We start from the raw sequence: 24,055 nt of genomic DNA on the forward strand, positions 1-24,055 counted from the left end.
GATATTTCCTTCTAACAAATCACGATTTTCGTTGGTGTTTTTTGTGTCGGAAAATTTTTCAGCTCATTGGCTGGAATCAATCCCGGCGCCGGCGATGGGCGCATTTTCCGGCTTGATATTGCGCGCCGAAAAAAGTGCACCAGGATTAAACACCGAACGCGGCAAGGTCGCCCACAAGGTGGCGCCGACAATCAGCGCGCCGCCGATCCAGGACATGGCGCCGAGCTTTTCGCCCAGCCAGAAAGAAGCAAACAGCGCACCGAAGACCGGCTCGCTTCCCATCAGCAGAGAAACCCGGGTCGGGTTGCTGCGCCGGACGCCATAGTTCTGCGCAAAAAAAGCAAAGATGGTGCAAAACAAGACCAGGTAAGCCGTGCTTGCCCAGAAGCTGGGATCGCTCGGCAGAGGCGGCAGCCCGCCTTGCATGAACAAGCCGGCGACCAGCAGACAGCCCAATCCCACCACGCCGGATTGCACCGCGGTCAGAGTCAGGTTCGACATGTTCTTGCCGACTGTGAGGCGCTTGGTCATGACCATCATGAAGGCGCGCAGCACCGCCGCCGCCAGCATCAAGCCGTCGCCCAGATTGAAATCCAGATCGCTGCCGATGGTCAGCAGCCAGGTGCCAGACAGCGAGATAAACGCCACCACAAAGGCGCTGGCCTTGGGGCGCTGCGCCATCACCAGCCATTCGACGAACGGCGTAAAGACTACGCACAGGCTGATCAGGAAAGCGGCGTTCGAGGCTTGGGTCAGGGCCACACCGAAGGTTTCGCAAATAAAGATGGCAAGCAGAATCAGGCCCAAGGGCAAGCCTGCACGCAAGGCTGCACGGCCTTCCGGTTTGGCTAGCTGCCGCAAGCTGGGCAGCAGCAATAAAAAGGTCATGCAGAAACGGATCGCCACAAAACCCAGCACCGGGTAAAACACCAACGCATCCTTGGCAACCCCATAGCTGGTGCCCCAGACGATCGCGACCAGCAATAGCAGCAAGTCGGCGATCCAGAGACCTTTGGTGGAAGAATTACCGGCAGGGTTGATGACAGCGCGGGCAGATGAGTTGGTCACTTCGCTTTACTCCAGATAGCGCTAACAGCGCTATCGTTTAAGAAAAAAAACGTTCCGCCTAGGTGGAGGCTGAGCGGAACAAACGGCGGGAGCACCGAGGATTTTGGTCAGGTCCGCTTCGTTACGAGGTTCTGGTGTAGGCAATCACCAGCACGTCTCTAAAAGCTTCACGTCTAAGTTCGTACGGCAGCACCTTGGTCACGCCGTGCATGGTGCGGGCGTCATCGGCCAGCATCAGGTCGAGCGGATCGGTCAAGGTATAGCGGCACAACAGTTTGCCGGCGACATCGGTAATATAGGTTTCGCCGCCGGCCACGTTGTGACGGCGCACCATCATGGTGACGATGTAATCGACGCCGTCACGATGCAAGCCTTCCGGCGTCGGATTGCCGGGCGCTTGGGAACTGGCGCGTATGCGGTAAGGATGGAGCCGGATATTCCATTTGCCGCCGCTGCCTTCAACCTGGTCAAACACTTGCGCCAGAGACTGCAGCAGGCCGGACAGGAAAGGATTCTCGACAAACTGCTGCTCCAGCGGCTCGAAATGACGGGCGATGTCGCCATTCAGCTTATTGATGTAGCTCGGTTGCACGTAAGGCGCATGCGGCAGCTGCTGCAGCACACCGTCGGCCGCGTCCAGCTCGAAAGCGCCGTAGCGGCGGAAGCGATAGCTGCCGTTGTCGCCCATGTATTTGTCTTGCGGCAGGTTGTTCCAGCAAGCGGCGAACTCGTCCCAGGCAGCCGGATCGACATCGCAGGCGGCTTGCACGGCGCGGCCGGAAAGCACGGTGAACAAGCGCTTGCGCAACTCGCCGCTGAGATGATCGATGATGGGCGGCGCGATCTTCATGGGCGCCAGGGCATCGATGTGCATTTAGTTTTCCTCGGCCAGCAGCTTGCTTGCATCCAATACCGAATTGGATGGCAAGGATAAGTGCCGGCTGGAGCGTTGCGCCGCAATCTCTTTTTCCCAGCTGTCGCGATCGGTCAGATACAGCGGCGCATCGGCCCGGATCGCACAGACATCGGCAGCGCCGGCGCGCAAGCGGTAATTGACGGTGCCGCTGACGTATTGCGCGGTTTCGAGGATGAAGCGGTCGGTGGCGGCGCGCAGCGGCGTGAACCAGCGCCCTTCGATCGCCTCGCGCACCCAGAGTTGCTCCATCCTGAGTTTTTCGCGCAGCAGCTCGGCGTCCAGCACCGCGGTTTCCAAGTGCCGATACGCTTCCAGCAAGGCCATGGCGGCCGGCGCTTCGCGTACTTCCAACACCTTCTCACCCTGCTCCAGATGCTCCAGGCCGCAATAGCGGCCGATGCCAAATGCACCGACGCGGCGGTTAAGACGGGCGATCAGTTCCACCAACGGCAGGCTCTCGCCGTCGACCGCGACCGGACGGCCGCCATCAAACCGAATCGAGAGTTCAACATTGGCCAGCGCCGGATCGGGCGCCGCGGTCCAGTCAAACAGCGATTCCGGCACCCAGAACGATTCTGGATTATCGAGCGAGCCGGATTCGAATTCGCGGCACCACAGATTGGCGTCGCCGCTGATGCCGCGTGCCTGGAAATGCGGCAGACCGGCGGTGCGCAAGGCTTCGATTTTCTCTTCGCGGGAAATCGCGGTGTATTCGTAAGGCGTGCCGTAATAACCGCCATAGCCGAGCTGGGCAATCGCGCCATTCAGGCGGCGCAGGGTGTTCTGCGATTGATTGGCGGTGTGGACGATGGCATTGCAGCTCAGGCGTAGCGCGGTTTCGACCGCAAAACGGGCGATGATCGGGCGCGACAGCGAGGAACTGATCGGATACATGCCCATATAACGGGCGTTGGCGCGAATCGCCGGCAGCACTGCATCTTCGGCAAACGCTTGCTGGCCATCGATCACCAGCAGCTCGGCGCCGAAGTGCGCAGTGATCTGCTGCAGATCGGCGGCATTCACGCCCTCGCCCAGATCCACCGTCAGCGCCGTCACCCGGCAGCCGCTGTCGACCAGGCATTTCAAGGCGTAAGTACTATCCAGGCCACCGCTGAACAAAGTCAGGACGTGCTCGCAATGGCCGGCAACCAGTTTCAGGTCGTCGATGCTGCGTATTCTTTTTAGCGGCTGAATCATGGGGCGCTCCGGCATGCGAAAAATGGGGTGTCAGATTATTTGCGAAGCACTGCACTAAATAGTAGGAATAAATCAATAAAAGAAATCATTCGGTGTAGGCTATTATGTTTCATTCTAGAAATTACGATAATCTACGTATTCAGAACAACACTTGTGCGCGGCGGGAATAAATGGGAGCTAATCGATACATCAAGCTGATGCCGGATATGGCAGTGTTTGTGCGGGTGGTGGAAACCGGCAGTTTTTCGACTGCGGCTCTGGAGCTAGGCATGACGCCCTCGGCCGTCAGCCGCCAGGTGTCACGCCTGGAGCAGGCCTTGTCGGTCAGATTGCTGGAGCGCACCACGCGCAAGCTGCGCCTCAGCGAATCCGGCAGCGAGGCTTATCAGCGCTGTCTGGAGATGGTGAATGCGGCCAAGGCGGCGATGGAGGTCGCTGATAAGTTCGTGGCGCTGCCGCAAGGCTTGCTGCGGGTCGGCATGCCGAAAGCCTTCGGCAAATCGGTGGTGACTCCGCTGATACCGGGTTTCCTGGCGAAATATCCGCAAGTCGATGTGCAACTGATCCTGACCGATCGCCATGTCGACCTGATCAATGACGACGCCGACCTGGTGATCCGCATCACCAGCCAGCCGGCCGACGGCCTGGTGGCGCGGCCGCTGATGTCGATCGACCAGGTGCTGTGCGCCACTCCCAGCTACCTGGCCCAGCACGGCACTCCCAGGCAACCGCAAGACCTGTGCGGCCACAGTTGCCTGTACCTGGGCGAAAACGCGGGCGATTCCGACTGGCACTTCATGCGCCAGGGCGAAACCACGATCATCAAGGTGCGTGGCCGGTATGTGGTCAATCACAGCGAAGCGCGGCTGGAAGGCGTGCTGCAAAACCTGGGGATCGGCTGCCTGCCCTATTTCATCGTGCGCAACGCCCTGGAGCAAGGTTTGGTAAAAGCAGTGCTCACCGATTGGGAGTTCGTCGCCGCTTATCAGGGCACGGCTTTCATACAATATCTGCCGACGCGTTATCTGGCGCCCAAGATGCGGGTCTTTATCGATTATCTGGCGGCCCATATGGAGGCCGACCTGAAGCCGCTTGACCGGCGCCGGCTGGCGGCAGATAAATGAGCAAAGCTATTCTGGCCGTGGCCGTCGCGATTGGTTTATATAACCTGCCGCTGGCCAGTTGCGGCGCCCGGCAAGTGGTGGTCGATACCGGCCATACGGCGGAAAGTCCCGGCGCCATCGGTCCCAACGGCCACCGTGAATTCGATCTGAACCGGCAATTCACCGTCGCCCTGAGCAAGGCGTTGAAAGCGCAAGGACTGGACGTGATCGACGTCGCCGCACAGGGATCGCCGGCCTCATTGCAGGCGCGAACCAAAGCCAGCGGCAAGGCGGCGCTATTCGTCTCGATCCATCACGATTCGATGCAACAAGCCTGGCTGGACGCCGGCAGAAGCCGGGAATTTTCCGGTTACGCCCTATTTGTGTCAGCCAGCAAACCGTACTATGCGCGCAGCCTGGAGTGCGCAAAAAGCATCAGTCGCAAACTGCTGGCGATGGGCGAACACCCTTCGCTGTATCACGCCACCCCGATTACCGGCGAAAACCGGCCCTTGCTTGACCGCCAGCTGGGGATTCATCGCTTTGACGATCTGGTGGTATTGAAAACGGCTGAATCTCCGGCCTTGCTGATCGAGATCGGGGTGCTTGCCAATCCCGATCAGGAGGCGCGTCTGGCGTCGCCGCAGTTTGCCACGCAAGCCGCCAATGCGATCGCCAGCGGCATTTTCCAGTGCCTGCCCGCAGCGCCGTGACCATCTGTGTATTGCCAGAACTCATTTCATAAAGCATGACAATGCCCCTGCCCGGTTGCGCTTAACCAACGCAGCTAACTGGGGTCAGAGTCAAGTTTCGCGATGAAGCGCTGCGAAAGTTGACTCTGACCCCAGATGACTCTCAGATGACTCCTGCCGTGGCGATGTCATGAATCATGAAACGTCAACAATAAGCCTCAGCAATTTTTACGCAACGTTTACAAAGCCCTGATCCTTATTTAGAGAATCTTTACGTCCTGCCTGCTAATCTGTAACTACCAAAACGACCAGTAGACACTCTCTATGAATCAGGTATTTTCAGCATCACCGGCATGGCGCTTCTCTTCGCTTCCGCGTGCCGTTCCCAGAACAACCCAGACGCCTGCATCGCCGCCTGCCTCACCACTCCTGCAGCACCAGCAAGCTCTCCCCAATCAAAATGAATGCATGATGTGCATCACCGTGGAAGCCGCTTCGGTGGCTGAACTGCGGCGCGTCATCGTCAGCACCTGCGGCGACCTGATGAGCTACATGCGCGTCAAGCCGGTCGAGCACGCCAGCAAGATGAAGTTCTGGCTATGCCTGAGCAAGACTTCGATCGACGCTGTGATCGGCAACATCATGCGCGCCTTGCCGCAAGCAGAGTTCGGCCGCATTACACCGCTATTAGCGGCAGCCAGCCTTTCCAACACCAACTAAAAAGCAAAACATCATGTCCACCTTTGAAGGTATCTGGGTTCCTCTCGTCACGCCTTTTCGACAAGGCAAACTGGATCTTTACAGCGCGCAGCAACTTGCCTTGAGCCTGTCCGCAGCCGGCGTCCATGGGCTGGTAGTATGCGGCACCACCGGCGAAGCCGCCACCTTGAACGAACATGAGCAGGAAAAAATGTTGTGCGGGGTGACGGAAGCGGTGCAAAACCGCTGCCCGGTAGCGTTCGGCGTCAGCGGCAGCGACACCCGCGCCGTGGCGGAAAAAATCGAACGCCTGAATGCCTTGCGCCCAGCCGCTTTCCTGATCTCGGCGCCGTCCTACGTGCGCCCCTCGCAAGAAGGCATACGCCTGCATTTCGAAGCGCTTGCGGCAGTCGCCGAAAGCCCGCTGATCCTGTACAACATCCCGGCCAGGACCGGCGTCAATATCGACGTCGGCACCGTGCTCGCGCTGGAGCATCGTGCAAATATCGTGGCGATCAAAGAGTCCTGCGGCAATCTGCTGCAAACCATGGAATTGATCAACCGGTCGGATCTACATATCTTGTGCGGCGACGACGCCATGCTGCTCAACACGCTCTGCCTGGGCGGCCACGGCGCCATTTCCGCCGCTGCTCACATCCGGCCGGATTTGTTTGTGCATTTGTTTGAACTGGTGCGGGCCGAACAAATCGGCCCGGCGCGCAGCCTGTTCAAGCAGCTGCTGCCGATGATACAACTGCTGTTCTCAGAACCGAATCCGGGCCCGGTGAAAGCTGCGCTGGCCATGCAAGGCCAGATACTGGATGAACTGCGCCTGCCGATGACGCCTATGTCGGCAGCGGGGCGTATCAAGCTGGCCAAGGCGCTGGAAAAACTGAAGACGATCCCGCTTGCCGGGCAAACCGCAAAGTCTGGACGCGCCGTCGCCGGTGAACCCAGAATGCTGGGACTGGTGAAATGAAGACCTGACTGTCTATAGCGGGAATCAGGGAGCGATCAGGGAACGAGGAGATTGCTGGTGCACGTCAGCGCTCCGAGCGCAGCGCCTGCATGCGTAAATGGCAATCAGCACTTGCCAAAAATGCCTGATACGTGTTCAATCGCCATATGAAAATTTCCCCTGCACTCCCTATATGGTCCATCGCCGCCCCGCTTGCCGGCTGGCTGCTGCTTGGCGGCGCCAGTTTGAATTTCGGCGGCGCTTATACAATCTTGCTGGTGGCCGGCCTGCTCGGCAGCGTGCTGGCGGCGGTGTATCACGCCGAGGTGGTGGCGCACCGGGTCGGCGAACCTTACGGCACCCTGGTGCTGGCGCTGGCGGTGACCTTGATCGAAGTGGCGCTGATCGTCTCGCTGATGCTGGCCGGCGGTGAAGAAACCACGGGCCTGGCGCGCGACACCGTGTTTGCCGCCATCATGATCATCCTCAACGGCATCGTCGGCATCTGCCTGCTGGTGGGCGCCAGCCACCATAAGGAACAGAGTTTCGGCTTGCTGGGCGTGAGCGCTTCGCTGGCCACACTGGCGGCGATTGCGGTGCTGACCCTGGTGCTGCCTAATTACACCTCCAGTGCGCTGGGGCCGTTCTACAGCCCGAGCCAACTGGCGTTTATCGCCATCATCTCGCTGATACTCTACGGTACCTTCGTGCTGGTGCAAACCGTACGCCATCGCGATTACTTCCTGCCGCAGGAAGCGGCAGGCGATGAAGATGTGCATGCAGCGCCGCCATCGGTCAAAGTGGCGGCGGTCAGCGGCGGCTTGCTGCTGGTTTGCCTGGGTGCGGTAGTGCTGCTGGCGAAATCGCTGGCGCCGACCTTGGAAACTGCCGTGGCGAGCGTCGGCGCGCCCAAGACCCTGGTCGGCATCATTATTGCCGCGGTGGTGCTGCTGCCGGAAGGATTGGCGGCGGTGCGGGCCGCGCGCGCCAACCGCCTGCAGACCAGCCTCAACCTTGCGCTGGGTTCGGCGCTGGCCAGCATCGGCCTGACCATTCCGGCGGTCGCCATCGTCTCGCTGAGCACCGGCTGGACCTTGTCGCTCGGCCTGGATATCAAATCCACCGTGCTGTTGCTGCTATCGTTCATCGTCGCCACTTTATCGCTCGGCACCGGACGCACCACCGTCATGCAAGGCACGGTCCATCTGGTGATTTTTGCGGTCTACCTGTTTACTACCATCGTTCCCTAGACAGAGTATTTGATTCAGGCGCCGATGGCGCCAAGGATGAGGTCAAGATCCGGGACAGCTTAGGCTGTCCCTTTTTTTGCACTAATCAAGATCATTCTTACACCGCCAATGTAGCGCCGCACTATTCAGCACCACGCTGGTGCACCCGTACCGCGACAAAATCCCCACTCACCAAATATGGGCGCCAGCATTCCCGTAAGGCGCCAATATTGCTCCAAATTCAAGTAGCTCCCTCTGAAACCGGCGCCAGACGCCGCCCTCCCCCACTGGCATGCATTCTGCTAAAGCAACTGGGTAATCAGCGCATCTGCACATCAGTTTTGCTGCCTGCTTTCTTAGCCGTGCTTTTTTCTGTGTTGTCATTTTTATCGCCCACTACTGGAGGAGAAATTCATGTCACGTCGCACCGTTCTGAAAGCTACCGCACTCGGCGCTTTCGCCCTTGCCGCCAGCGCCTGGCTGCCGTCTGCGTTTGCTGCCGACACCATCAAGGTAGGCATCCTGCACTCCCTGTCGGGCACCATGGCCATCTCTGAAACCTCGTTGAAAGACGTGGCGTTGATGGCAATCGAAGAGATCAATGCCAACGGCGGCGTGATGGGCAAGCAACTGGAGCCGGTAGTGGTCGACCCCGCCTCCAACTGGCCGCTGTTTGCAGAGAAAGCGCGCCAGCTGATTTCGCAAGACAAGACATCGGTGGTATTCGGTTGCTGGACTTCGGTATCGCGCAAATCGGTACTGCCGGTATTCAAGGAACTCAACAGCCTGCTGTTTTATCCGGTGCAATATGAAGGCGAAGAGCTAGAGAAAAACGTGTTCTACACCGGCGCCGCACCGAACCAGCAAGCGATCCCCGCCACCGAATACCTGATGTCGAAAGAAGGCGGCGGCGCCAAGCGCTTTGTGCTGCTAGGCACCGACTACGTATATCCGCGCACCACCAACAAGATCCTGCGCGCCTTCCTACACAGCAAAGGCGTCAAGGACACCGATATCGACGAAGTCTACACACCGTTCGGCCACTCCGATTACCAAACCATCGTCGCCAACATCAAGAAATTCTCAGCCGGCGGCAAGACCGCCGTGATCTCCACCATCAACGGCGACTCCAACGTACCGTTCTACAAAGAACTAGGCAACGCCGGCCTGAAAGCCACGGATGTACCGGTGGTAGCGTTCTCGGTTGGTGAAGAAGAACTGCGCGGCGTCGACGCCAAGCCGCTGGTAGGCCACCTGGCTGCCTGGAATTACTTTGAATCAGTCAAGAACCCAGTCAACACCGGCTTCATCAAGAAATGGAAGGCCTACGCCCTCGCCAAGAAACTACCGAACGCCAGCACCGTAGTCACCAACGACCCGATGGAAGCCACCTACGTCGGCATCTACATGTGGAAACAAGCCGTAGAAAAAGCCAAATCCACCGACACCGACAAAGTAATCGCCGCCATGTCCGGCCAGAAATTCAAAGCCCCGTCCGGCTATGAACTGGAAATGGACGCCACCAACCACCACCTCCACAAACCGGTGATGATTGGCGAGATCAAGGCGGATGGTCAGTTCAACGTAGTCAACAAAACCAAAACAACGATCCGCGCACAACCTTGGAGTCCTTATATTGCGGGGAATGAGGGTAAGCAAAAGCTCTGACGCCAGCGTACCGAGGCTGTTGTTTTTGCTTTTGACGTTGCAGTTGCAGCTGTTTTTGAAGTTGCTGTTGACGTACCCCGCATTGGGACGTTGCCAAATGTAGCGGGTGTCAGTCGGGAATTGTGGGAGGACATGTCTGAGCGCAGCGAGTTGGTCCTCACACCCGACTGGCACCCGCTACATTTGGGGACCTGACCGAAGGGAAGGCAACGGCTTTGCGGTCGCCTTTTCTTTGCGTACTTTCTTTTGGCGAAGCAAAAGAAAGTATGTAGCTGCCGGGCTACCCCCGGCGTGTACCCACGGAGTAGCAAACGTTTTAAGTAACGACGACCTCTCATCGAATGCCACGGTATGTACTCCGTGGCCCGTTAAATTGGGGTCAGAGTAATTTTCGCAAAAAGGCCGCGAAAAAAAACTCTGACCCCAATTTAACTGATTGGTAAGTATACCGACGCAGGAAAAAGTACAAACCGGCTGGTTAAACAAACTAATGAAAATCTCAAGAAAAATTCTTCTCATTGCAAGTTTGTGCCTGCAAATCACGCTGGCACACGCGGCGATCGATCCGGCGCTGCTCAAGCCGCTGGCAGGCGACGATCCTGACGCCCGCATCGTCGCAGTCAACCAGATCGCCGCACTAGCCAACGACGACGCACTAAAAATTCTCAATGCACTGAACACCGACGCCCTGTACACCCGGCCCGACGGCACGATACTAATCGTCGACGACACCCAAGCATTCAACCCAGCCACCGACCAAACCCAGCCGACCCCAGACGATGCTGAAGCAATCAGCGTCAACAACCGCCTGCGCGGCGTAGTAGAAGGCGCCCTATCCGGCCTGAAACTGTTTTCCGCCAACCGCAACCAACGCATAACCGCCGCCACAGAGCTGATAAAAACCGCCGATCCAGCCCAAATCCCGCTAATCAGCAAAGCCCTGCAGCAAGAAAGCGACCCAGAAATCCAAGCCACCCTGCAACAGGTAATCGCCACCGCCAACCTGCACTCGCCCGACGCCGCCACCCGCAAAGCCGCCGTGCAAACCCTGGCGGGCAGCACCAACGCCAACCTGCGCCAAGCCTTGCAAAACCTGCTCAACAAAAATCCCGACGGCAGCTACCTCGAACCCGATCCGGCAGTACGCATCGAAGCGGTGCGCACCCTGGGCGTGCTGGACCGCCACCTGGCCACCGTCGATTTCATCGGCAAGGTGTTCTACGGCGTCTCGCTCGGCAGCGTGCTGCTGCTGGCTGCGCTCGGGCTGGCGATCACCTTCGGCCTGATGGGCATCATCAACATGGCGCACGGCGAACTGCTGATGATCGGTGCTTACACTACCTATATCTGCCAGCTGCTGTTCCGCCAATATTTTCCAGCCGCGCTGGACGGCTACCTGCTGGTCGCCCTGCCGGCCGCCTTCATCGTCACCGCCGCGGTCGGCATCGTGCTGGAACGGCTGGTGCTGCGCTGGCTGTACGGCAGGCCGCTGGAAACCCTGCTCTGCACCTGGGGCATCAGCCTGATATTGATGCAACTGGTGCGTTCGATTTTCGGTGCGCAGAATGTCGAGGTCGCCAATCCGAGCTGGATGTCGGGCGGCGTCACGGTGCTGGGCTCGCTGGTGCTGTCGTATAACCGCATCGTGATTATTTTCTTTGCGCTGTTCGTGGTGCTGGCGGTCTGGCTGATCTTGAATAAAACCCGGCTCGGCCTGTTTGTGCGAGCGGTCATGCAAAACCGCCGCATGGCGGCTTGCGTCGGCGTCTCCACCGGCAAGATCGACATGATGACGTTCGGCCTCGGCTGCGGCATCGCCGGCCTCGGCGGCGTGGCGCTGTCGCAACTGGGCAATGTCGGCCCGGATCTGGGCCAGGGCTACATCGTCGACTCCTTCATGGTGGTGGTGCTGGGCGGCGTCGGCCAGCTGGCCGGCACTATCATCGCCGCTTTCGGCCTGGGCGAAGTCAACAAGTTCCTGGAACCGGCGGCGGGCGCGGTGCTGGCCAAGATCGCCATCCTGGTATTCATCATCGTCTTCATTCAAAAACGTCCGCAAGGCCTGTTTGCACTGAAAGGCAGGAGTGTCGAATGAAAACGGCGTCTCAGCATATTGCGCAAAATATCTCCCGGCAAATCGCCGTCGCCAAGACACCGCTGTTCTCGCGTCCGGCGTGGAGCGGGATTATCGTTTGCAGCCTGATCCTGGCGCTGCTGCCGCTGCTCAACCTGGCCTTCCCTGCCGGCCACGTATTGCACATTTCCAGTTACACGGTAGCCTTGGTCGGCAAGTTCATGTGTTATGCGATGGCGGCGCTGGCGCTCGATCTGGTGTGGGGCTATACCGGCATCCTGTCGCTCGGCCACGGCGTATTCTTCGCGCTGGGCGGCTATGCCCACGGCATGTACCTGATGCGGGCGATCGGCCGCGACGGCGTGTATCAAAGCACGCTGCCGGATTTCATGGTGTTCCTCGACTGGAAAACCTATCCCTGGTTCTGGTCGCTGACCGACAATTTCTGGTACTGCATGGCGCTGGTGGTGCTGGTGCCGGGCGTGCTGGCTTTTGTGTTCGGTTATTTCGCCTTCCGCTCGCGCATCAAAGGCGTGTATTTCTCGATCATCACGCAAGCCATGACCTTCGCCTTCATGCTGCTGTTTTTCCGCAACAACACCGGCTTCGGCGGCAACAACGGCTTCACCGATTTCAAGCGCATCCTGGGTTATTCGATCACGGCGCCGTCGACCAAGGCGGTGCTGTACCTGATCACGCTGGCTTTCCTGCTGGGCGCCTTGCTGCTGTGCCGCTGGATCGTCACATCCAAACTAGGGCGTGTGCTGCAGGCGGTGCGCGACTCTGAATCGCGCCTGATGTTCATCGGCTATAACCCGCTCTGGTTCAAACTGTTTGTATGGACTTTATCGGCGGTGTTGTGCGGCATTGCCGGCGCTCTGTATGTGCCGCAAGTCGGCATCATCAATCCTTCCGAGATGTCGCCCGCGAACTCGATCGAGATGGTGATCTGGGCCGCGGTCGGCGGCCGCGGTTCGCTGCTGGGGCCGATCATCGGCGCCTTCTCGGTGAACGGCTTGAAAAGCTGGTTCACCGGCGCCTTTCCCGATTTGTGGCTATACGCATTGGGCTTGATTTTCATCCTGGTAACGCTGTTCATGCCGCAAGGCATTCTCGGGCTGGCTGAAAAATTAAAGAGCAAATCCAAAGGTGAACTGAAAAGCAGCAAGGAGGCAGTATGAGTCAACGCTTTAGCCAGATTTATAACCCGGCGCAGCCATCCGACACGGTCGACAATACCCGCCATGCCGACTACGGCACCTCGTATGCGCGGATCAAACCGGAAGGCGTCGACACCACGCACGGCGCCATCCTTTACCTGGAAAACATCACAGTCTCCTTCGATGGTTTCAAGGCGCTGAACAATCTGAGCCTCGACATTTCGGTGGGCGAGCTGCGTTGCATCATCGGCCCCAACGGCGCCGGCAAAACCACCATGATGGATGTCATCACCGGCAAGACCCGGCCCACGGCCGGCACCGCCTTCTTCGGCCAAAGCATAGACCTGACCAAGCTGACCGAGTACGACATCGCCCACGCCGGCATCGGCCGCAAGTTCCAGCGGCCGACGGTATTCGAACAACACACCGTGTTCGAGAATCTTGAGCTGGCGCTGAAGATGGACAAACGCGTCAAGACCACCTTGTTTTCCCGGCTCAGTTCGGAACAAATCGACAAGATCGACGCCTGCCTCAAGCTGATCCGCCTCAACGGCAACGAACGACGGCTGGCCGGTTTGCTGTCGCACGGCCAGAAGCAATGGCTGGAGATCGGCATGCTGCTGATGCAGGAGCCGCAGCTGCTGTTGCTGGATGAGCCGGTGGCCGGCATGTCGGATGCGGAAACCGCGCGCACTGCCGAGCTGCTCAATGAATTGCGCGGCAAGCATTCGATCATGGTGGTCGAACACGACATGGGTTTTGTCGCCGAAATCGCCCAGGAGGGCAAGGTTACGGTGCTGCACGAAGGCGCGGTGCTGGCGGCCGGCAAGATGTCCGAAGTGCAAGCCGACGAACGTGTGATTGAAGTCTATCTCGGACGTTAAAAGAACATGTTAAACGTTGAACAACTGAATCAGTACTACGGCTCCTCGCATACCCTGCGCGGTATCTCGCTGTCCCTGGAAAAGGGCAAGTGCCTGGCTTTGCTGGGCCGCAACGGCGTCGGTAAAACCACCTTGCTGAAATGCCTGATGGGCGTGCTGCCCAGCGCCAGCGGCAAGGTGCTGCTGGAAGGACGCGACATCACCAGCCTGAAGCCGCACCAGCGCGCCGCGCTCGGGATCGCCTATGTGCCGCAGGGGCGTGAAATTTTCGCCCGCTTGTCGGTGGAAGAGAATCTGTTGATGGGCATGGCCACCAAGTCAGGCAAGAAGGCCTTGCTGATCAAGGATGAAGTCTACGAACTGTTCCCGGTGCTGAAGGAAATGCTGCAGCGGCGCGGCGGCGATCTGTCCGGCGGTCAGCAGCAGCAGCTGGCGATTGCGCGCGCCTTGCTGGCGGAACCGAAGCTGATCATCCTGGACGAGCCGACCGAAGGCATCCAGCCCTCTATCATCAAGGATATCGGACGCGTGATCCGCTTGTTGCGCGAGCGCGGCGACATCGGCATTCTGCTGTGCGAACAATATTTCGATTTTGCGCGTGACCTGGCAGATAACTTTGTGGTGCTGTCGCGCGGTGAAGTGGTTGCCGCCGGCAGCCAGGCAAACATGGATGACGAAAGCGTGAAACGGCACTTGGCGGTATAGTTTCGCATGGATAATTTCACCGCCCCACCTCCGTTGCCGACAGCCGATCTTGTTGCCATTTCCACTATTGCTGCGCCAACCCGGGGGGCTGACAACCAGGCCTGGCTGTCTTTGGCGTTTGCTGACGACCAAGGCACTACGCGCCTGCTGGATCGTGCCCACTACGGCCCCTTGCGGGTACAGAAGGCGCTCTATCCGGAACACCCGTCGATCTGTCACGCCATCATCGTTCACCCGCCCGGCGGCGTGGTCGGCGGCGATCAGCTGACCATCAAGACCAGCGTCGGCGAGCGCGCCCATGCCTTTCTCACTACGCCAGGCGCAGCCAAGTGGTATCAGGCCAACGGCAAGCTTTCGCAACAGCAAGTAAGGCTGAAGATTGCCGATTCGGCGACCCTGGAATGGCTGCCGCAAGAGACCATTTTTTTCGACCAGGCCGAGGTGGCGCTGGAGCATCAGGTGGAGCTGCAAGGCGACGCCCGATATATCGGCGGCGAGATTTTGTGCTTTGGCCGCACCGCATCGGGCGAAGCATTCAATGGCGGCCGCATCTCGCAACAGATCAGCATCCGTCGCGACGGCAAGTTGTTATGGTTTGAACAGGGTGTGCTGAATGGCGGCGACGCGGCCATGCGCAGCCATCTGGGCTTGGCGGCCTGCACCGTTTGCGCCACCTTGATTGTGGCCGGCAAACCGCATTCCGGCACGTTCTCTGGGAGCTTCGTACAACAACTGCGCGAAGCTGCAAACCAGCTGACGAGCGGCCAGGCCAGCGTTGGCGTCAGCCAGACGAAATCAGTACTGGTACTGCGCCACCTGGGGCATTCCAGCGAACTGGCGCGGCGCTGGATGATGCAGGCCTGGCAGTTGATCCGGCCACAGCTGTTGGGTCATGAAGCGCTAATACCACGTATCTGGAACACCTGATATGGCGCGCTTTCCGCCTATGTTAAAACACCACACCATCGTCATAAAAAAGAAAGAAACATCCTATGGATCTGACGCCAAGAGAGAAAGATAAACTGCTGATCTTCACCGCCGCCCTGCTGGCAGAGCGGCGCCTGGCGCGTGGCTTGAAGCTGAACTACCCGGAAGCGGTAGCCTTGATCAGCGCCGCCATCATGGAAGGCGCGCGCGACGGCAAGAGTGTCGCCGAGCTTATGTCCTATGGCAGCAAGATCCTGACCCGCGCCGATGTGATGGACGGCATCGCTGAAATGATTCCCGATATCCAGGTCGAAGCCACCTTCCCCGACGGCAGCAAGCTGGTCACTGTCCACCACCCTATTCCATAGCCATAGACTGGAGCACCCCATGATCCCAGGAGAAATGCTGATCCAGGCCGGCGAGATCGAACTCAATGTCGGCCGCAGATGCTGTACTGTCAGCGTCGCCAACAGCGGCGACCGGCCGATCCAGATCGGCTCGCACTTTCATTTTTACGAAGTCAACCCAGCCTTGCAGTTCGAGCGCGAGGACGCCTACGGCATGCGGCTCAACATTACAGCCGGCACCGCGGTCCGCTTCGAACCGGGCCAGAAACGCACGGTGGAGCTGGTGGAACTGGCCGGCGACCGCATCGTCTACGGCTTCAACGGCAAGGTCATGGGTGCATTGACGAAACGAGCAAAATCATGAGCAAAATCACGCGCCAAGCCTATGCCGAAATATTCGGCCCCACCACCGGCGACCGCATCCGCCTGGCTGACACCGAGCTCTTCATCGAAATCGAAAAGGATTACGCCACCTACGGCGAAGAAGTGAAATTCGGCGGCGGCAAAGTGATCCGCGACGGCATGGGCCAGTCGCAACGGATGCACAAGGATGTAATGGATACCGTGATCACCAACGCTGTGATCATCGACCACTGGGGCATCGTCAAGGCCGACATCGGCATCAAGGGCGGCAAGATCGCCGCCATCGGCAAGGCCGGCAATCCGGATATCCAGCCGGATGTGACCATGATCATCGGCGGCGCTACCGAGATTATCGCCGGCGAAGGCAAGATCGTCACTGCCGGCGGCATCGATTCGCACATCCATTTCATCTGCCCGCAGCAAATGGAAGAAGCCTTGATGAGCGGCGTCACCACCATGCTCGGCGGCGGCACCGGCCCGGCGGCAGGCACCGCCGCCACCACTTGCACGCCTGGCCCCTGGCATCTGCATGCGATGCTGTCGGCGGCCGATGCTTTCCCGATGAACCTTGGCTTCCTCGGCAAGGGCAATATCAGCCTGCCGGGGCCGCTGGAAGAGCAGGTGCGAGCCGGCGCCATCGGCCTCAAGCTGCATGAAGACTGGGGCTCCACCCCAGCGGCCATCGACAATTGCCTTAGCGTGGCCGACCGCATGGACGTGCAGGTGGCGATCCATAGCGATACGCTCAACGAAGGCGGTTTCCTGGAGCACACGCTGGCGGCGTTCAAGGATCGCACCATCCATACCTTCCATACCGAAGGCGCCGGCGGCGGCCATGCGCCGGACATCATCGCGGCAGTCGGCAACAGCAATGTGCTGCCCTCTTCCACCAATCCGACCCGGCCGTTTACCGTCAATACCCTGGACGAGCATCTCGACATGCTGATGGTCTGCCATCACCTGGATTCAGCCATTGCGGAAGATGTGGCGTTCGCCGAATCGCGCATCCGGCGCGAGACGATTGCGGCCGAAGATATCCTGCATGACATCGGCGCCATCAGCATGATGTCCTCCGATTCGCAAGCCATGGGGCGGGTCGGTGAAGTCATCATGCGCACCTGGCAAACCGCGCACAAGATGAAAATTCAGCGGGGCGCGCTGGCCGAGGATAGCAGCAACGGTAGTAAGGCTGACAATTTCCGGGTCAAGCGCTACATCGCCAAGTACACCATCAATCCGGCGATTACCCACGGCATCTCGCATGTAGTCGGCTCGATTGAAGTCGGCAAGATCGCCGACCTGGTCTTGTGGAAACCGGCTTTCTTCGGCGTCAAGCCCTCCACCATTTTGAAGAGCGGCATGATCGCCGCAGCGCAGATGGGCGATCCGAACGCCTCGATCCCGACGCCGCAACCGGTGCATTACCGCATGATGTTCGGCGCCTACGGCGGCGGCCTCAAGACTTCGCTCACCTTCGTTTCGCAAGCCGCGTATGACGATGGCATCGGCGAGCGCCTGAAACTGAACAAACCGGTAGTGGCGATCAAGGACGTGCGCCATTTGCGTAAGCATCACATGATCCACAACGGCGCCACGCCGCATATGGAAGTCAATCCGGAAACCTATGAAGTGCGTGCCGACGGCGAACTGCTGGTGTGCGAACCGGCCAGCATATTGCCGATGGCGCAGCGTTACTTTTTATTCTGATCGTATTTTAATGAGAGCAAGATGTTAATTCTCAACACAAAAGTAGAACATGCCGACCTGGTGCACGGCGAACTGATCCTGCCGTACGAGCTGCGTGAAAAAAGCCGCTTGCGCGCGGCGCTGACCACGGGCGAAGAAGTGGGCGTGTTCACGGTACGCGGTACCGTGCTGCGTCATGGCGATCTGATCAAGGGCAGCGACGATAGCGGCCAGGAACGGGTGATCAAGATACTGGCCGCCGCCGAAGCCACTTACCGCATCGAATGCGCCACGCCGCACGCCCTGCTGCGCTGTGCTTTTCACCTGGGGAACCGGCACACGCAAGCGCATGTCGGCGATGGTTTTTTACGGATACGCAAGGATACGGTGCTGCGCGAAATGCTGGAAGGTTTGCAGGCCACGGTGATCGAAGAACTGGCGGCGTTCGAACCGGAATCCGGCGCATATGGCGGAGGCCATCACCACCACGGCGATGACCATCACGGCTTGCTGGCGCCGGTGCCGCTGCGCCAGAAAATCCACAGGCCCGGCGACCAGAGCGCCGATTGAGCTTGATCAACGATATGCATGCGACTGCGCTACTCCATCTGCTGCAACTAGCCAGCCCGTCGCTGCCTATCGGCGCTTACAGCTATTCGCAAGGCTTGGAATCGGCTATCGACAAGGGTTGGGTCAAAGATCCGGACTCTGCACGCAACTGGATCTGCGATCATTTGCAGCAAGTGGTAACGCTGTTTGAAGCACCGGTTTTATGGCGGCTGTTGCAAGCCTTCGAAAGCCGTGACGGCGCTGCGGTTGAATTGTGGACTGAACGCTTCATCGCAGCCCGTGACACCGCCGAGTTCCGCGCCGAGACCATACAGATGGGCTACTCGCTAGGCAAGCTGGCGCTCGAATTGCAGATCGGCGACGCCGCATTGCTGGCGATCCTGCAAGCAATGCCGGAACTGCCTCTGCCCACCGCTTACGCCTACGCTGCGGTGGCGCTGCAAGTGCCACATGAAGCGGCGTTGCTGGGCATGCTGTTTTCCTGGGCCGAGAACCAGGTGCTGGTATGCGTCAAATCAATACCGCTGGGCCAGGTTGCTGGCCAGCGCTTGCTGTTGTCCCTGCAAGCGGAATTGCAACTGGCTGCAGAGCGTGCGCAAAGCCTGGCCGACCATGAACTCTCTAACTGGTCACCCGGCTTATCGTTATTGTCGATGCAGCACGAAGAACAATACAGCCGCCTGTATCGCTCCTGAAACAGAACATTCACTATTTAATCGGATTTCAAAATGAGCACTTCCTCAACATCCAACCCACTCCGCGTCGGCATCGGCGGCCCGGTCGGCTCCGGCAAGACCGCCCTGTGCGAAATGCTATGCAAAGGCATGCGCGACCACTACGACATGGCGGTCATCACCAACGACATCTACACCAAGGAAGACATGGAAATCCTGCTGCGCGCCAACGCCCTGCCGGCCGAGCGCCTGATGGGAGTGGAAACCGGCGGCTGCCCGCACACTGCGATACGAGAAGATGCATCGATCAACCTGGAAGCGATTTCCCGCATGAGCGCCGATTTCCCCAACCTCGATCTGATCCTGCTGGAATCCGGCGGCGACAACCTGGCAGCCACCTTCAGTCCCGAACTGTCGGATTTGACCATCTATGTCATCGACGTCGCCGGCGGTGAAAAAATTCCACGCAAAGGCGGCCCCGGCATCACCCGCTCCGACCTGCTGATCATCAACAAGACCGACCTCGCGCCGTATGTCGGCGCCAACCTCGATGTGATGGCGCACGACGCAAAAAAGATGCGCGGCGAGCGACCGTTCATCTTCACCAACCTGCGCAGCGGCGACGGAGTTGAACAAGTGATCGCTTTTATTCGTCAGCAAGGATTGCTGGATCAACCCAAATAAGGTGCACTTAACAAACGCAGCTAACTGGGGTCAGAGTGAACTTTCTGCGCGCTTTTTGCAGAAACTTCACTCTGACCCCACTTAGCGGGCCACGGAGTACTGACTCATCGTTAAAAAGAACAAAACCGCGCAACGCGCTCTGCCTTTCTCCGAATCCGTCATGTGGGGTCAGAGTCAAGTTTCGCGATGAAGCTCTGCGAAAGTTGACTCTGACCCCAGATGACTCTGACCCCAGATGACTCTTGCCGTGGCGGCGTCATGAATGACGGTGATTTTTAAATTTTCACTTACAAACAACATCCATCTCTCTTACCAAGGAGTCTCATAACATGCCCCACTCATCAGCCAAAATCTACGGCCGCCTCAGCGCACTAGCCATCGCCGCCCTCGGCATCGGCTCCGCCTTCGCCCACCCCGGCCACCCCGACGCGTTCGGCTTCAACGACGGTTTCATCCACCCCTTCTCCGGCATCGATCACTTGCTGGCGATGCTGGCGGTCGGCTTGTGGGCGGCGCAAAACAAGCGCTCAGCACTATGGGTACTACCGTTGGTGTTTCCGTTAACGATGGTGCTGGGCGCACTGCTGGCGCTTGCCGGCCTGCAATTGCCCGGCGTCGAAACCGGCATTGCGGCGTCAGTCGCCGTGCTTGGCTTGCTGATCGCCTTCGCCATCCGCATGCCAGTCTGGGCCAGCGCTGCAGTGGTGTCAGTGTTTGCGCTATTTCATGGTTACGCACACGGCAGTGAATTGCCGCACGGTGCTTCGGCACTTTGGTATGGCGTTGGTTTTGTGGCGGCGACGGCGCTGTTGCATTTGGCCGGTCTGGCGATTGGCTTGGTGGCCGGCCAGAAAATGGCGGCGCAAGCGGTACGAGTGGGCGGTCTTGCGATTGCTGCGGTCGGTGGTTATTTGCTGTCCGGAGCAATCTGAGCTGTAAGTTTGAGATTTTTCAATCTGATCGCAGCATGCAATCGAACAACTGTGCATGCCGCGTCAGATCCTTCCGAACAACTCCATTAAATAACATTCATAAATCTTCGACAATTTGTGAAGCATTACAAACCAATAAAGAACAAGACAATTCTTATATCTAAATAAAGTCCCGCTTTGTAAAGTCGCAAGTTGTCTCTTTACAAAGAAAGCACCAAATGGGAAAGCTTGCTGCATGGGCCGGGGTTAGCGGAAATCCGCTGACAATTGCAACGAGCGCGGCAACGAGCCTGGGGCTGGCGCTGCTAATGGCAAGCAGCAGCTTTGTCGCCAACGCCCAAACAATCCAAACGCCCGCCAGCGAAGAACAACGCCGCCGCAGCCAGGCCGAAGCGCAACAACGCCAGCAGCAATTGCAAGCGCCGAATGTCGACCTGCAAGGCCCGCCGCCGGTGGAAGCGGCGGATACGCTGCTCCTACCGGCCGAACCTCTCTGTTTTGCCATCAACCGGTTTGTCCTCGACCTGCCGTCACAGCTTTCGCCCGCCAGCCGCCTGGCCGGCGCCAGCGATTTACCACACGATCCCTTCCGCTTCGCCCAAGACTATTTAAATCAATACACCGGCGCCTGTATCGGCAAAGACGGCCTGAACCTGATAGTCAAACGCCTGAGCGCGCTGATCCTGAGTCAGGGCTACAGCACCACCCGCGTCGGCATCGGCGAGCAGGATCTGGCCAGCGGCACGCTGAAGTTGACGCTAGTGCCCGGCGTGATCCGCGCGATTCGCTTTAGCGATCCGGCTCTTTATGGCACGTGGAAAAACGCCTTCCCGACCGGCTCCGATCAGTTGCTCAACCTGCGCAATCTGGAACAAGGGCTGGAGCAGATGAAGCGCCTCCCAAGCCAGGATGTCGACATGCAAATCGTCCCCACCGATGCTCCCGGCGCGAGCGATGTGGTGATTGACGTCAAGCGCGGCAAACCGTGGAAATTGAGCGGCACGCTCGACGATAGCGGCGCCAAAGGCACCGGCAAGCTACAGGCTGGAATTAATTTAGCTATCGAGAATCCGCTTGGCTTGAACGACCTGTTCAACATCGGCCTCAGCACCGACGCCGACCGCAAAGCCGGCCAGCGTGGCACCAGCGGCAATAATATCTACTATGCGATTCCAGCCGGTTACTGGAACCTTGCCGTATCCGGCGGCAGCTACGATTACCACCAGAAAATCGCCGGCAACAATCAAACCTTCGTTTCCAGCGGCAAGTCACGCAATCTGGAATTCAAAGTCGCGCAATTATTCCAGCGCGACGAAGCGCAAAAGAACAGCTGGCAATTCAAGGTCGGCAAACGCTGGAGCAAAGCCTTCGTCGATGACGCAGAAATCGTCGCCAATCAGCGCAACACCACCTTCGCCGAACTGGCCTGGGTGCACAAACATTATTTCGGCGCTGCGCAACTGGATCTCACGCTAGCCAACCGCTGGGGTGTTTCCTGGTTCAACGGCCAAGGTGACCGCGCCACCCGATCCACCGATGACCCGACTTTCCGTTACACCCTGCAAAGCATCGACGCCACCCTGGCCGTGCCGTTCAAGATCATCGACCAGCCGCTGACTTACATCGGCACTCTGCGCGGCCAGACTACTCGCTCGCGTTTGCATCTTACCGATCAATTCAGCATCGGCGGCCGCTACACCGTGCGTGGTTTTGACGGCGAATTGACCCTGACCGCCGAGCGCGGTTTCTTCACGCGTCATGAACTCGCCATGTCCTTGGCGCAAAGCGGTCAATCGGCGTACATCGGCCTCGACTACGGCCAGGTCTACGGCCCCAGCGTGCAGGATTTGATCGGTAACAAACTGGCCGGCGCTGCGGTTGGTGTACGCGGCGACTTTTTTGGAATGACTTACGACGTTTTTTCAAGCTGGTCACTGTATAAGCCGCAAGGCTTTCGCACGGCCGCACCTGCTGTTGGCTTCAACCTGACTTATCAATATTAATCACAACAAAATGGAGATGAACAATGAACACAACCTTGATAAACAAACCGCTATTCCGCCTGACCAACATCGCCGGCCTGATGCTGCTGACAACCTTAAGCGCCTGTGGTGGCGGTGGTAGCGCCAGCGGCGAGCAGGCAATAGCCACGCCTGATGCTGTGGTGACGCCGCCAGCTAGCAACGTCACCTTCAGACGCATGAACTTCGGATTCACTGCAGGCAAAGGAGAGGACACCGGGATCGACCAGGGCGCAACCATTGACGCCGCCGCCAACATCACGTTCGTGCAGCAAACCATCGCTGGGCAGCCTCCTGCCTCTAACTTTACATTTCCCTCGGGTTTGCCAGGCGGCAGCGTGATCGCCAGCCATGTCTTTTCCATCGCCACCGCCAACAAAAACATCATGATACTGACGCCGAATGCAAACAAGATGGTGCAGAACATTTTTGTGCGCAATACCGACGATACACGCCAGTACGAATTCGCCCTGGCCGGCTATCAAACCGATCTCGCTGGATTGACTTGGCCGGCCTCTGGCGCCGCAACGTATACAGGTAAGGCCTTCCAGAAAATTTTTGTCGATACCGATCCTGTTCCTCAGCCTGGCTGGATCGCTGGGGGAACTGGCTTGTATTCGTCGGATGTGGTGGCCAAGGTCGATTACGCCAATAAAAAAATAACCATTACTGTTGGCGCCAATCCGGTTCTGATCGAAAGTAGCGGCGCTCCGCTAGCGATAGACCCCGGAAAATTCCTCAGCACGATCACGTTTACCGACGTCACTTACGCCCAGTTAAACAACAACCGCAGCTTTCCTGAGGAGAGCACTGAATTAGGGCTGGTGGGTGGCAGCACGCTCCCCCTGCTCCGATTTTTTGGTAGCAACGCGGAAGAGATGGGGGGCATTTTTATCTATGGTGGCTTTTTAAAGGGATTGGGTAGCTATCAGCGGGCCAACCAAATGATTTCCTTTGCGCTACGTAAACAATAAACGCCGCTGCACTGCACTCTTGCATCGCAAACGACTGATGCCGTTTGCGATGCTCTCCGATACAGCAATTTTCTTCAGCCGAGATTAGCCATATGAACCAGCAAGCCTATCGTGTCATCTTCAATAAAAGCCGCAGCATGTTGATGGCGGTCGCAGAGAATGTTTCCAGCCACGGTAAAGCCGCTGCAGGCACCAGCAGCAGCGGTAGCCAAGCCGTACCGCTGCTGCGCTTTGCCACACTCGGCCTGCTGGTGGCGATGCTGTTCGGTGGCGTCACCGTAGTACAAGCGCAAATGGTGGCGTACAAGAATGGCGGCTCGGGTCCCACTATCGATAGAAGCGCGAATGGCCGGCCGCTGGTGCAGATTGTTACGCCCAATGCAGCAGGCGTCAGCCACAATCGCTACGAGCAGTACAACGTCGATAGCAACGGCGTCATCCTGAACAACGCCCGCACCATCACCGCAACGCAACTGGGCGGCTACGTCGAAGGCAACCCGAACCTGGCCAATGGCAGTGCCCGC

Annotated in this window: 24 protein-coding genes; 21 read left to right on the forward strand and 3 right to left on the reverse strand. The window is 58.5% G+C overall.

Features of this window, described 5'->3' with window-relative positions; all coding sequences use genetic code 11:
- Positions 1-63: 63 nt before the first annotated feature.
- The 3 genes from VNZ60_RS24240 to VNZ60_RS24250 all read right to left on the reverse strand — a co-directional run bounded on the left by VNZ60_RS24240 (position 64) and on the right by VNZ60_RS24250 (position 3,181).
- Positions 64-1,068: a DMT family transporter gene (locus VNZ60_RS24240; RefSeq protein ID WP_325663816.1), complete on the reverse strand. Its 1,005-nt coding sequence runs from the start codon at positions 1,066-1,068 to the stop codon at positions 64-66.
- Positions 1,069-1,189: 121 nt separating this feature from the next.
- A complete protein-coding gene (locus VNZ60_RS24245) occupies positions 1,190-1,942 on the reverse strand; it encodes a 2OG-Fe dioxygenase family protein (protein ID WP_325663817.1) in 753 nt (250 codons plus the stop codon).
- A complete protein-coding gene (locus VNZ60_RS24250) occupies positions 1,943-3,181 on the reverse strand; it encodes an argininosuccinate synthase-related protein (protein WP_325663819.1) in 1,239 nt (412 codons plus the stop codon). It abuts the gene before it with no gap.
- A 170-nt stretch (positions 3,182-3,351) separates the two neighbouring features.
- Here VNZ60_RS24250 and VNZ60_RS24255 point away from each other — a divergent pair, with 170 nt between their 5' ends.
- The 21 genes from VNZ60_RS24255 to VNZ60_RS24355 form a co-directional block, all read left to right on the forward strand.
- Positions 3,352-4,305, forward strand: a complete 954-nt coding sequence (locus tag VNZ60_RS24255; protein ID WP_325663821.1) for a LysR family transcriptional regulator — start codon at positions 3,352-3,354, stop codon at positions 4,303-4,305.
- The gene (locus tag VNZ60_RS24260) at positions 4,302-4,997 is read left to right on the forward strand and encodes an N-acetylmuramoyl-L-alanine amidase (protein WP_325663823.1); all 696 of its coding nucleotides are present in this window, start codon (positions 4,302-4,304) and stop codon (positions 4,995-4,997) included. The genes VNZ60_RS24255 and VNZ60_RS24260 overlap by 4 nt, the downstream gene beginning before the upstream one ends.
- 447 nt (positions 4,998-5,444) lie before the next feature.
- The gene (locus tag VNZ60_RS24265; RefSeq protein WP_325663824.1) at positions 5,445-5,696 is read left to right on the forward strand and encodes a hypothetical protein; all 252 of its coding nucleotides are present in this window, start codon (positions 5,445-5,447) and stop codon (positions 5,694-5,696) included.
- A gap of 13 nt (positions 5,697-5,709) precedes the next feature.
- A complete protein-coding gene (gene dapA, locus VNZ60_RS24270; protein ID WP_325663826.1) occupies positions 5,710-6,654 on the forward strand; it encodes a 4-hydroxy-tetrahydrodipicolinate synthase in 945 nt (314 codons plus the stop codon).
- 146 nt (positions 6,655-6,800) lie between these two features.
- Positions 6,801-7,883, forward strand: a complete 1,083-nt coding sequence (locus VNZ60_RS24275; RefSeq protein ID WP_325663828.1) for a calcium:cation antiporter — start codon at positions 6,801-6,803, stop codon at positions 7,881-7,883.
- Positions 7,884-8,276: 393 nt separating this feature from the next.
- Entirely contained in the window at positions 8,277-9,530 is a 1,254-nt protein-coding gene (gene urtA, locus VNZ60_RS24280) for an urea ABC transporter substrate-binding protein (RefSeq protein WP_325663830.1), read from the forward strand.
- 490 nt (positions 9,531-10,020) lie between these two features.
- Complete coding sequence (urtB, locus tag VNZ60_RS24285; protein WP_325663832.1) at positions 10,021-11,625, forward strand: urea ABC transporter permease subunit UrtB; 1,605 nt, start codon at positions 10,021-10,023, stop codon at positions 11,623-11,625.
- Positions 11,622-12,785, forward strand: coding sequence for an urea ABC transporter permease subunit UrtC (gene urtC, locus VNZ60_RS24290; RefSeq protein WP_325663834.1), 1,164 nt, complete (start codon positions 11,622-11,624; stop codon positions 12,783-12,785). Before urtB ends, urtC begins: the two co-directional genes overlap by 4 nt.
- On the forward strand, positions 12,782-13,648 hold the full coding sequence (gene urtD, locus VNZ60_RS24295; RefSeq protein WP_325663836.1) for an urea ABC transporter ATP-binding protein UrtD: 867 nt from the start codon (positions 12,782-12,784) through the stop codon (positions 13,646-13,648). Before urtC ends, urtD begins: the two co-directional genes overlap by 4 nt.
- A 6-nt stretch (positions 13,649-13,654) precedes the next feature.
- Entirely contained in the window at positions 13,655-14,353 is a 699-nt protein-coding gene (gene urtE, locus VNZ60_RS24300; RefSeq protein WP_325663838.1) for an urea ABC transporter ATP-binding subunit UrtE, read from the forward strand.
- A gap of 6 nt (positions 14,354-14,359) precedes the next feature.
- Entirely contained in the window at positions 14,360-15,280 is a 921-nt protein-coding gene (locus VNZ60_RS24305; protein WP_325663840.1) for an urease accessory protein UreD, read from the forward strand.
- Between the two features lie 65 nt (positions 15,281-15,345).
- A complete protein-coding gene (locus VNZ60_RS24310; protein WP_092356730.1) occupies positions 15,346-15,648 on the forward strand; it encodes an urease subunit gamma in 303 nt (100 codons plus the stop codon).
- A 19-nt stretch (positions 15,649-15,667) separates the two neighbouring features.
- Entirely contained in the window at positions 15,668-15,991 is a 324-nt protein-coding gene (locus VNZ60_RS24315; RefSeq protein ID WP_325663843.1) for an urease subunit beta, read from the forward strand.
- The gene (gene ureC / locus VNZ60_RS24320) at positions 15,988-17,697 is read left to right on the forward strand and encodes an urease subunit alpha (RefSeq protein WP_325663845.1); all 1,710 of its coding nucleotides are present in this window, start codon (positions 15,988-15,990) and stop codon (positions 17,695-17,697) included. Before VNZ60_RS24315 ends, ureC begins: the two co-directional genes overlap by 4 nt.
- A gap of 21 nt (positions 17,698-17,718) precedes the next feature.
- A complete protein-coding gene (gene ureE, locus VNZ60_RS24325; protein ID WP_325663847.1) occupies positions 17,719-18,246 on the forward strand; it encodes an urease accessory protein UreE in 528 nt (175 codons plus the stop codon).
- Between the two features lie 14 nt (positions 18,247-18,260).
- The gene (locus VNZ60_RS24330) at positions 18,261-18,941 is read left to right on the forward strand and encodes an urease accessory protein UreF (RefSeq protein WP_325663860.1); all 681 of its coding nucleotides are present in this window, start codon (positions 18,261-18,263) and stop codon (positions 18,939-18,941) included.
- A 33-nt stretch (positions 18,942-18,974) separates the two neighbouring features.
- On the forward strand, positions 18,975-19,604 hold the full coding sequence (gene ureG / locus VNZ60_RS24335) for an urease accessory protein UreG (protein ID WP_325663849.1): 630 nt from the start codon (positions 18,975-18,977) through the stop codon (positions 19,602-19,604).
- Positions 19,605-19,933: 329 nt separating this feature from the next.
- Positions 19,934-20,536 (forward strand): HupE/UreJ family protein, encoded by a 603-nt coding sequence (locus tag VNZ60_RS24340; protein ID WP_325663851.1) that lies wholly within the window; start codon positions 19,934-19,936, stop codon positions 20,534-20,536.
- Positions 20,537-20,754: 218 nt separating this feature from the next.
- Positions 20,755-22,539: a ShlB/FhaC/HecB family hemolysin secretion/activation protein gene (locus tag VNZ60_RS24345; protein WP_325663853.1), complete on the forward strand. Its 1,785-nt coding sequence runs from the start codon at positions 20,755-20,757 to the stop codon at positions 22,537-22,539.
- Between the two features lie 23 nt (positions 22,540-22,562).
- Positions 22,563-23,531 carry a HupA family protein gene (locus VNZ60_RS24350; protein WP_325663854.1) on the forward strand — a complete coding sequence of 323 codons (969 nt, stop codon included), beginning with the start codon at positions 22,563-22,565 and terminating at the stop codon, positions 23,529-23,531.
- 92 nt (positions 23,532-23,623) lie between these two features.
- Positions 23,624-24,055 (forward strand): ESPR-type extended signal peptide-containing protein (locus VNZ60_RS24355; protein ID WP_325663856.1); only part of this gene is annotated, 432 nt, incomplete at its 3' end.

Source organism: Collimonas sp., from assembly GCF_035566375.1.
Lineage (GTDB): Bacteria > Pseudomonadota > Gammaproteobacteria > Burkholderiales > Burkholderiaceae_D > Collimonas.

What these genes read in the sequence shown, in the direction of transcription:
- VNZ60_RS24245 (WP_325663817.1), bottom strand. Translation starts at nt 1,942, where the DNA reads ATGCACATCGATGCCCTGGCGCCCATGAAGATCGCGCCGCCCATCATC.
- VNZ60_RS24250 (WP_325663819.1), bottom strand. Translation starts at nt 3,181, where the DNA reads ATGATTCAGCCGCTAAAAAGAATACGCAGCATCGACGACCTGAAACTG.
- VNZ60_RS24255 (WP_325663821.1), top strand. Translation starts at nt 3,352, where the DNA reads ATGGGAGCTAATCGATACATCAAGCTGATGCCGGATATGGCAGTGTTT.
- VNZ60_RS24260 (WP_325663823.1), top strand. Translation starts at nt 4,302, where the DNA reads ATGAGCAAAGCTATTCTGGCCGTGGCCGTCGCGATTGGTTTATATAAC.
- VNZ60_RS24265 (WP_325663824.1), top strand. Translation starts at nt 5,445, where the DNA reads ATGATGTGCATCACCGTGGAAGCCGCTTCGGTGGCTGAACTGCGGCGC.
- dapA (WP_325663826.1), top strand. Translation starts at nt 5,710, where the DNA reads ATGTCCACCTTTGAAGGTATCTGGGTTCCTCTCGTCACGCCTTTTCGA.
- VNZ60_RS24275 (WP_325663828.1), top strand. Translation starts at nt 6,801, where the DNA reads ATGAAAATTTCCCCTGCACTCCCTATATGGTCCATCGCCGCCCCGCTT.
- urtA (WP_325663830.1), top strand. Translation starts at nt 8,277, where the DNA reads ATGTCACGTCGCACCGTTCTGAAAGCTACCGCACTCGGCGCTTTCGCC.
- urtB (WP_325663832.1), top strand. Translation starts at nt 10,021, where the DNA reads ATGAAAATCTCAAGAAAAATTCTTCTCATTGCAAGTTTGTGCCTGCAA.
- urtC (WP_325663834.1), top strand. Translation starts at nt 11,622, where the DNA reads ATGAAAACGGCGTCTCAGCATATTGCGCAAAATATCTCCCGGCAAATC.
- urtD (WP_325663836.1), top strand. Translation starts at nt 12,782, where the DNA reads ATGAGTCAACGCTTTAGCCAGATTTATAACCCGGCGCAGCCATCCGAC.
- urtE (WP_325663838.1), top strand. Translation starts at nt 13,655, where the DNA reads ATGTTAAACGTTGAACAACTGAATCAGTACTACGGCTCCTCGCATACC.
- VNZ60_RS24305 (WP_325663840.1), top strand. Translation starts at nt 14,360, where the DNA reads ATGGATAATTTCACCGCCCCACCTCCGTTGCCGACAGCCGATCTTGTT.
- VNZ60_RS24310 (WP_092356730.1), top strand. Translation starts at nt 15,346, where the DNA reads ATGGATCTGACGCCAAGAGAGAAAGATAAACTGCTGATCTTCACCGCC.
- VNZ60_RS24315 (WP_325663843.1), top strand. Translation starts at nt 15,668, where the DNA reads ATGATCCCAGGAGAAATGCTGATCCAGGCCGGCGAGATCGAACTCAAT.
- ureC (WP_325663845.1), top strand. Translation starts at nt 15,988, where the DNA reads ATGAGCAAAATCACGCGCCAAGCCTATGCCGAAATATTCGGCCCCACC.
- ureE (WP_325663847.1), top strand. Translation starts at nt 17,719, where the DNA reads ATGTTAATTCTCAACACAAAAGTAGAACATGCCGACCTGGTGCACGGC.
- VNZ60_RS24330 (WP_325663860.1), top strand. Translation starts at nt 18,261, where the DNA reads ATGCATGCGACTGCGCTACTCCATCTGCTGCAACTAGCCAGCCCGTCG.
- ureG (WP_325663849.1), top strand. Translation starts at nt 18,975, where the DNA reads ATGAGCACTTCCTCAACATCCAACCCACTCCGCGTCGGCATCGGCGGC.
- VNZ60_RS24340 (WP_325663851.1), top strand. Translation starts at nt 19,934, where the DNA reads ATGCCCCACTCATCAGCCAAAATCTACGGCCGCCTCAGCGCACTAGCC.
- VNZ60_RS24345 (WP_325663853.1), top strand. Translation starts at nt 20,755, where the DNA reads ATGGGAAAGCTTGCTGCATGGGCCGGGGTTAGCGGAAATCCGCTGACA.
- VNZ60_RS24350 (WP_325663854.1), top strand. Translation starts at nt 22,563, where the DNA reads ATGAACACAACCTTGATAAACAAACCGCTATTCCGCCTGACCAACATC.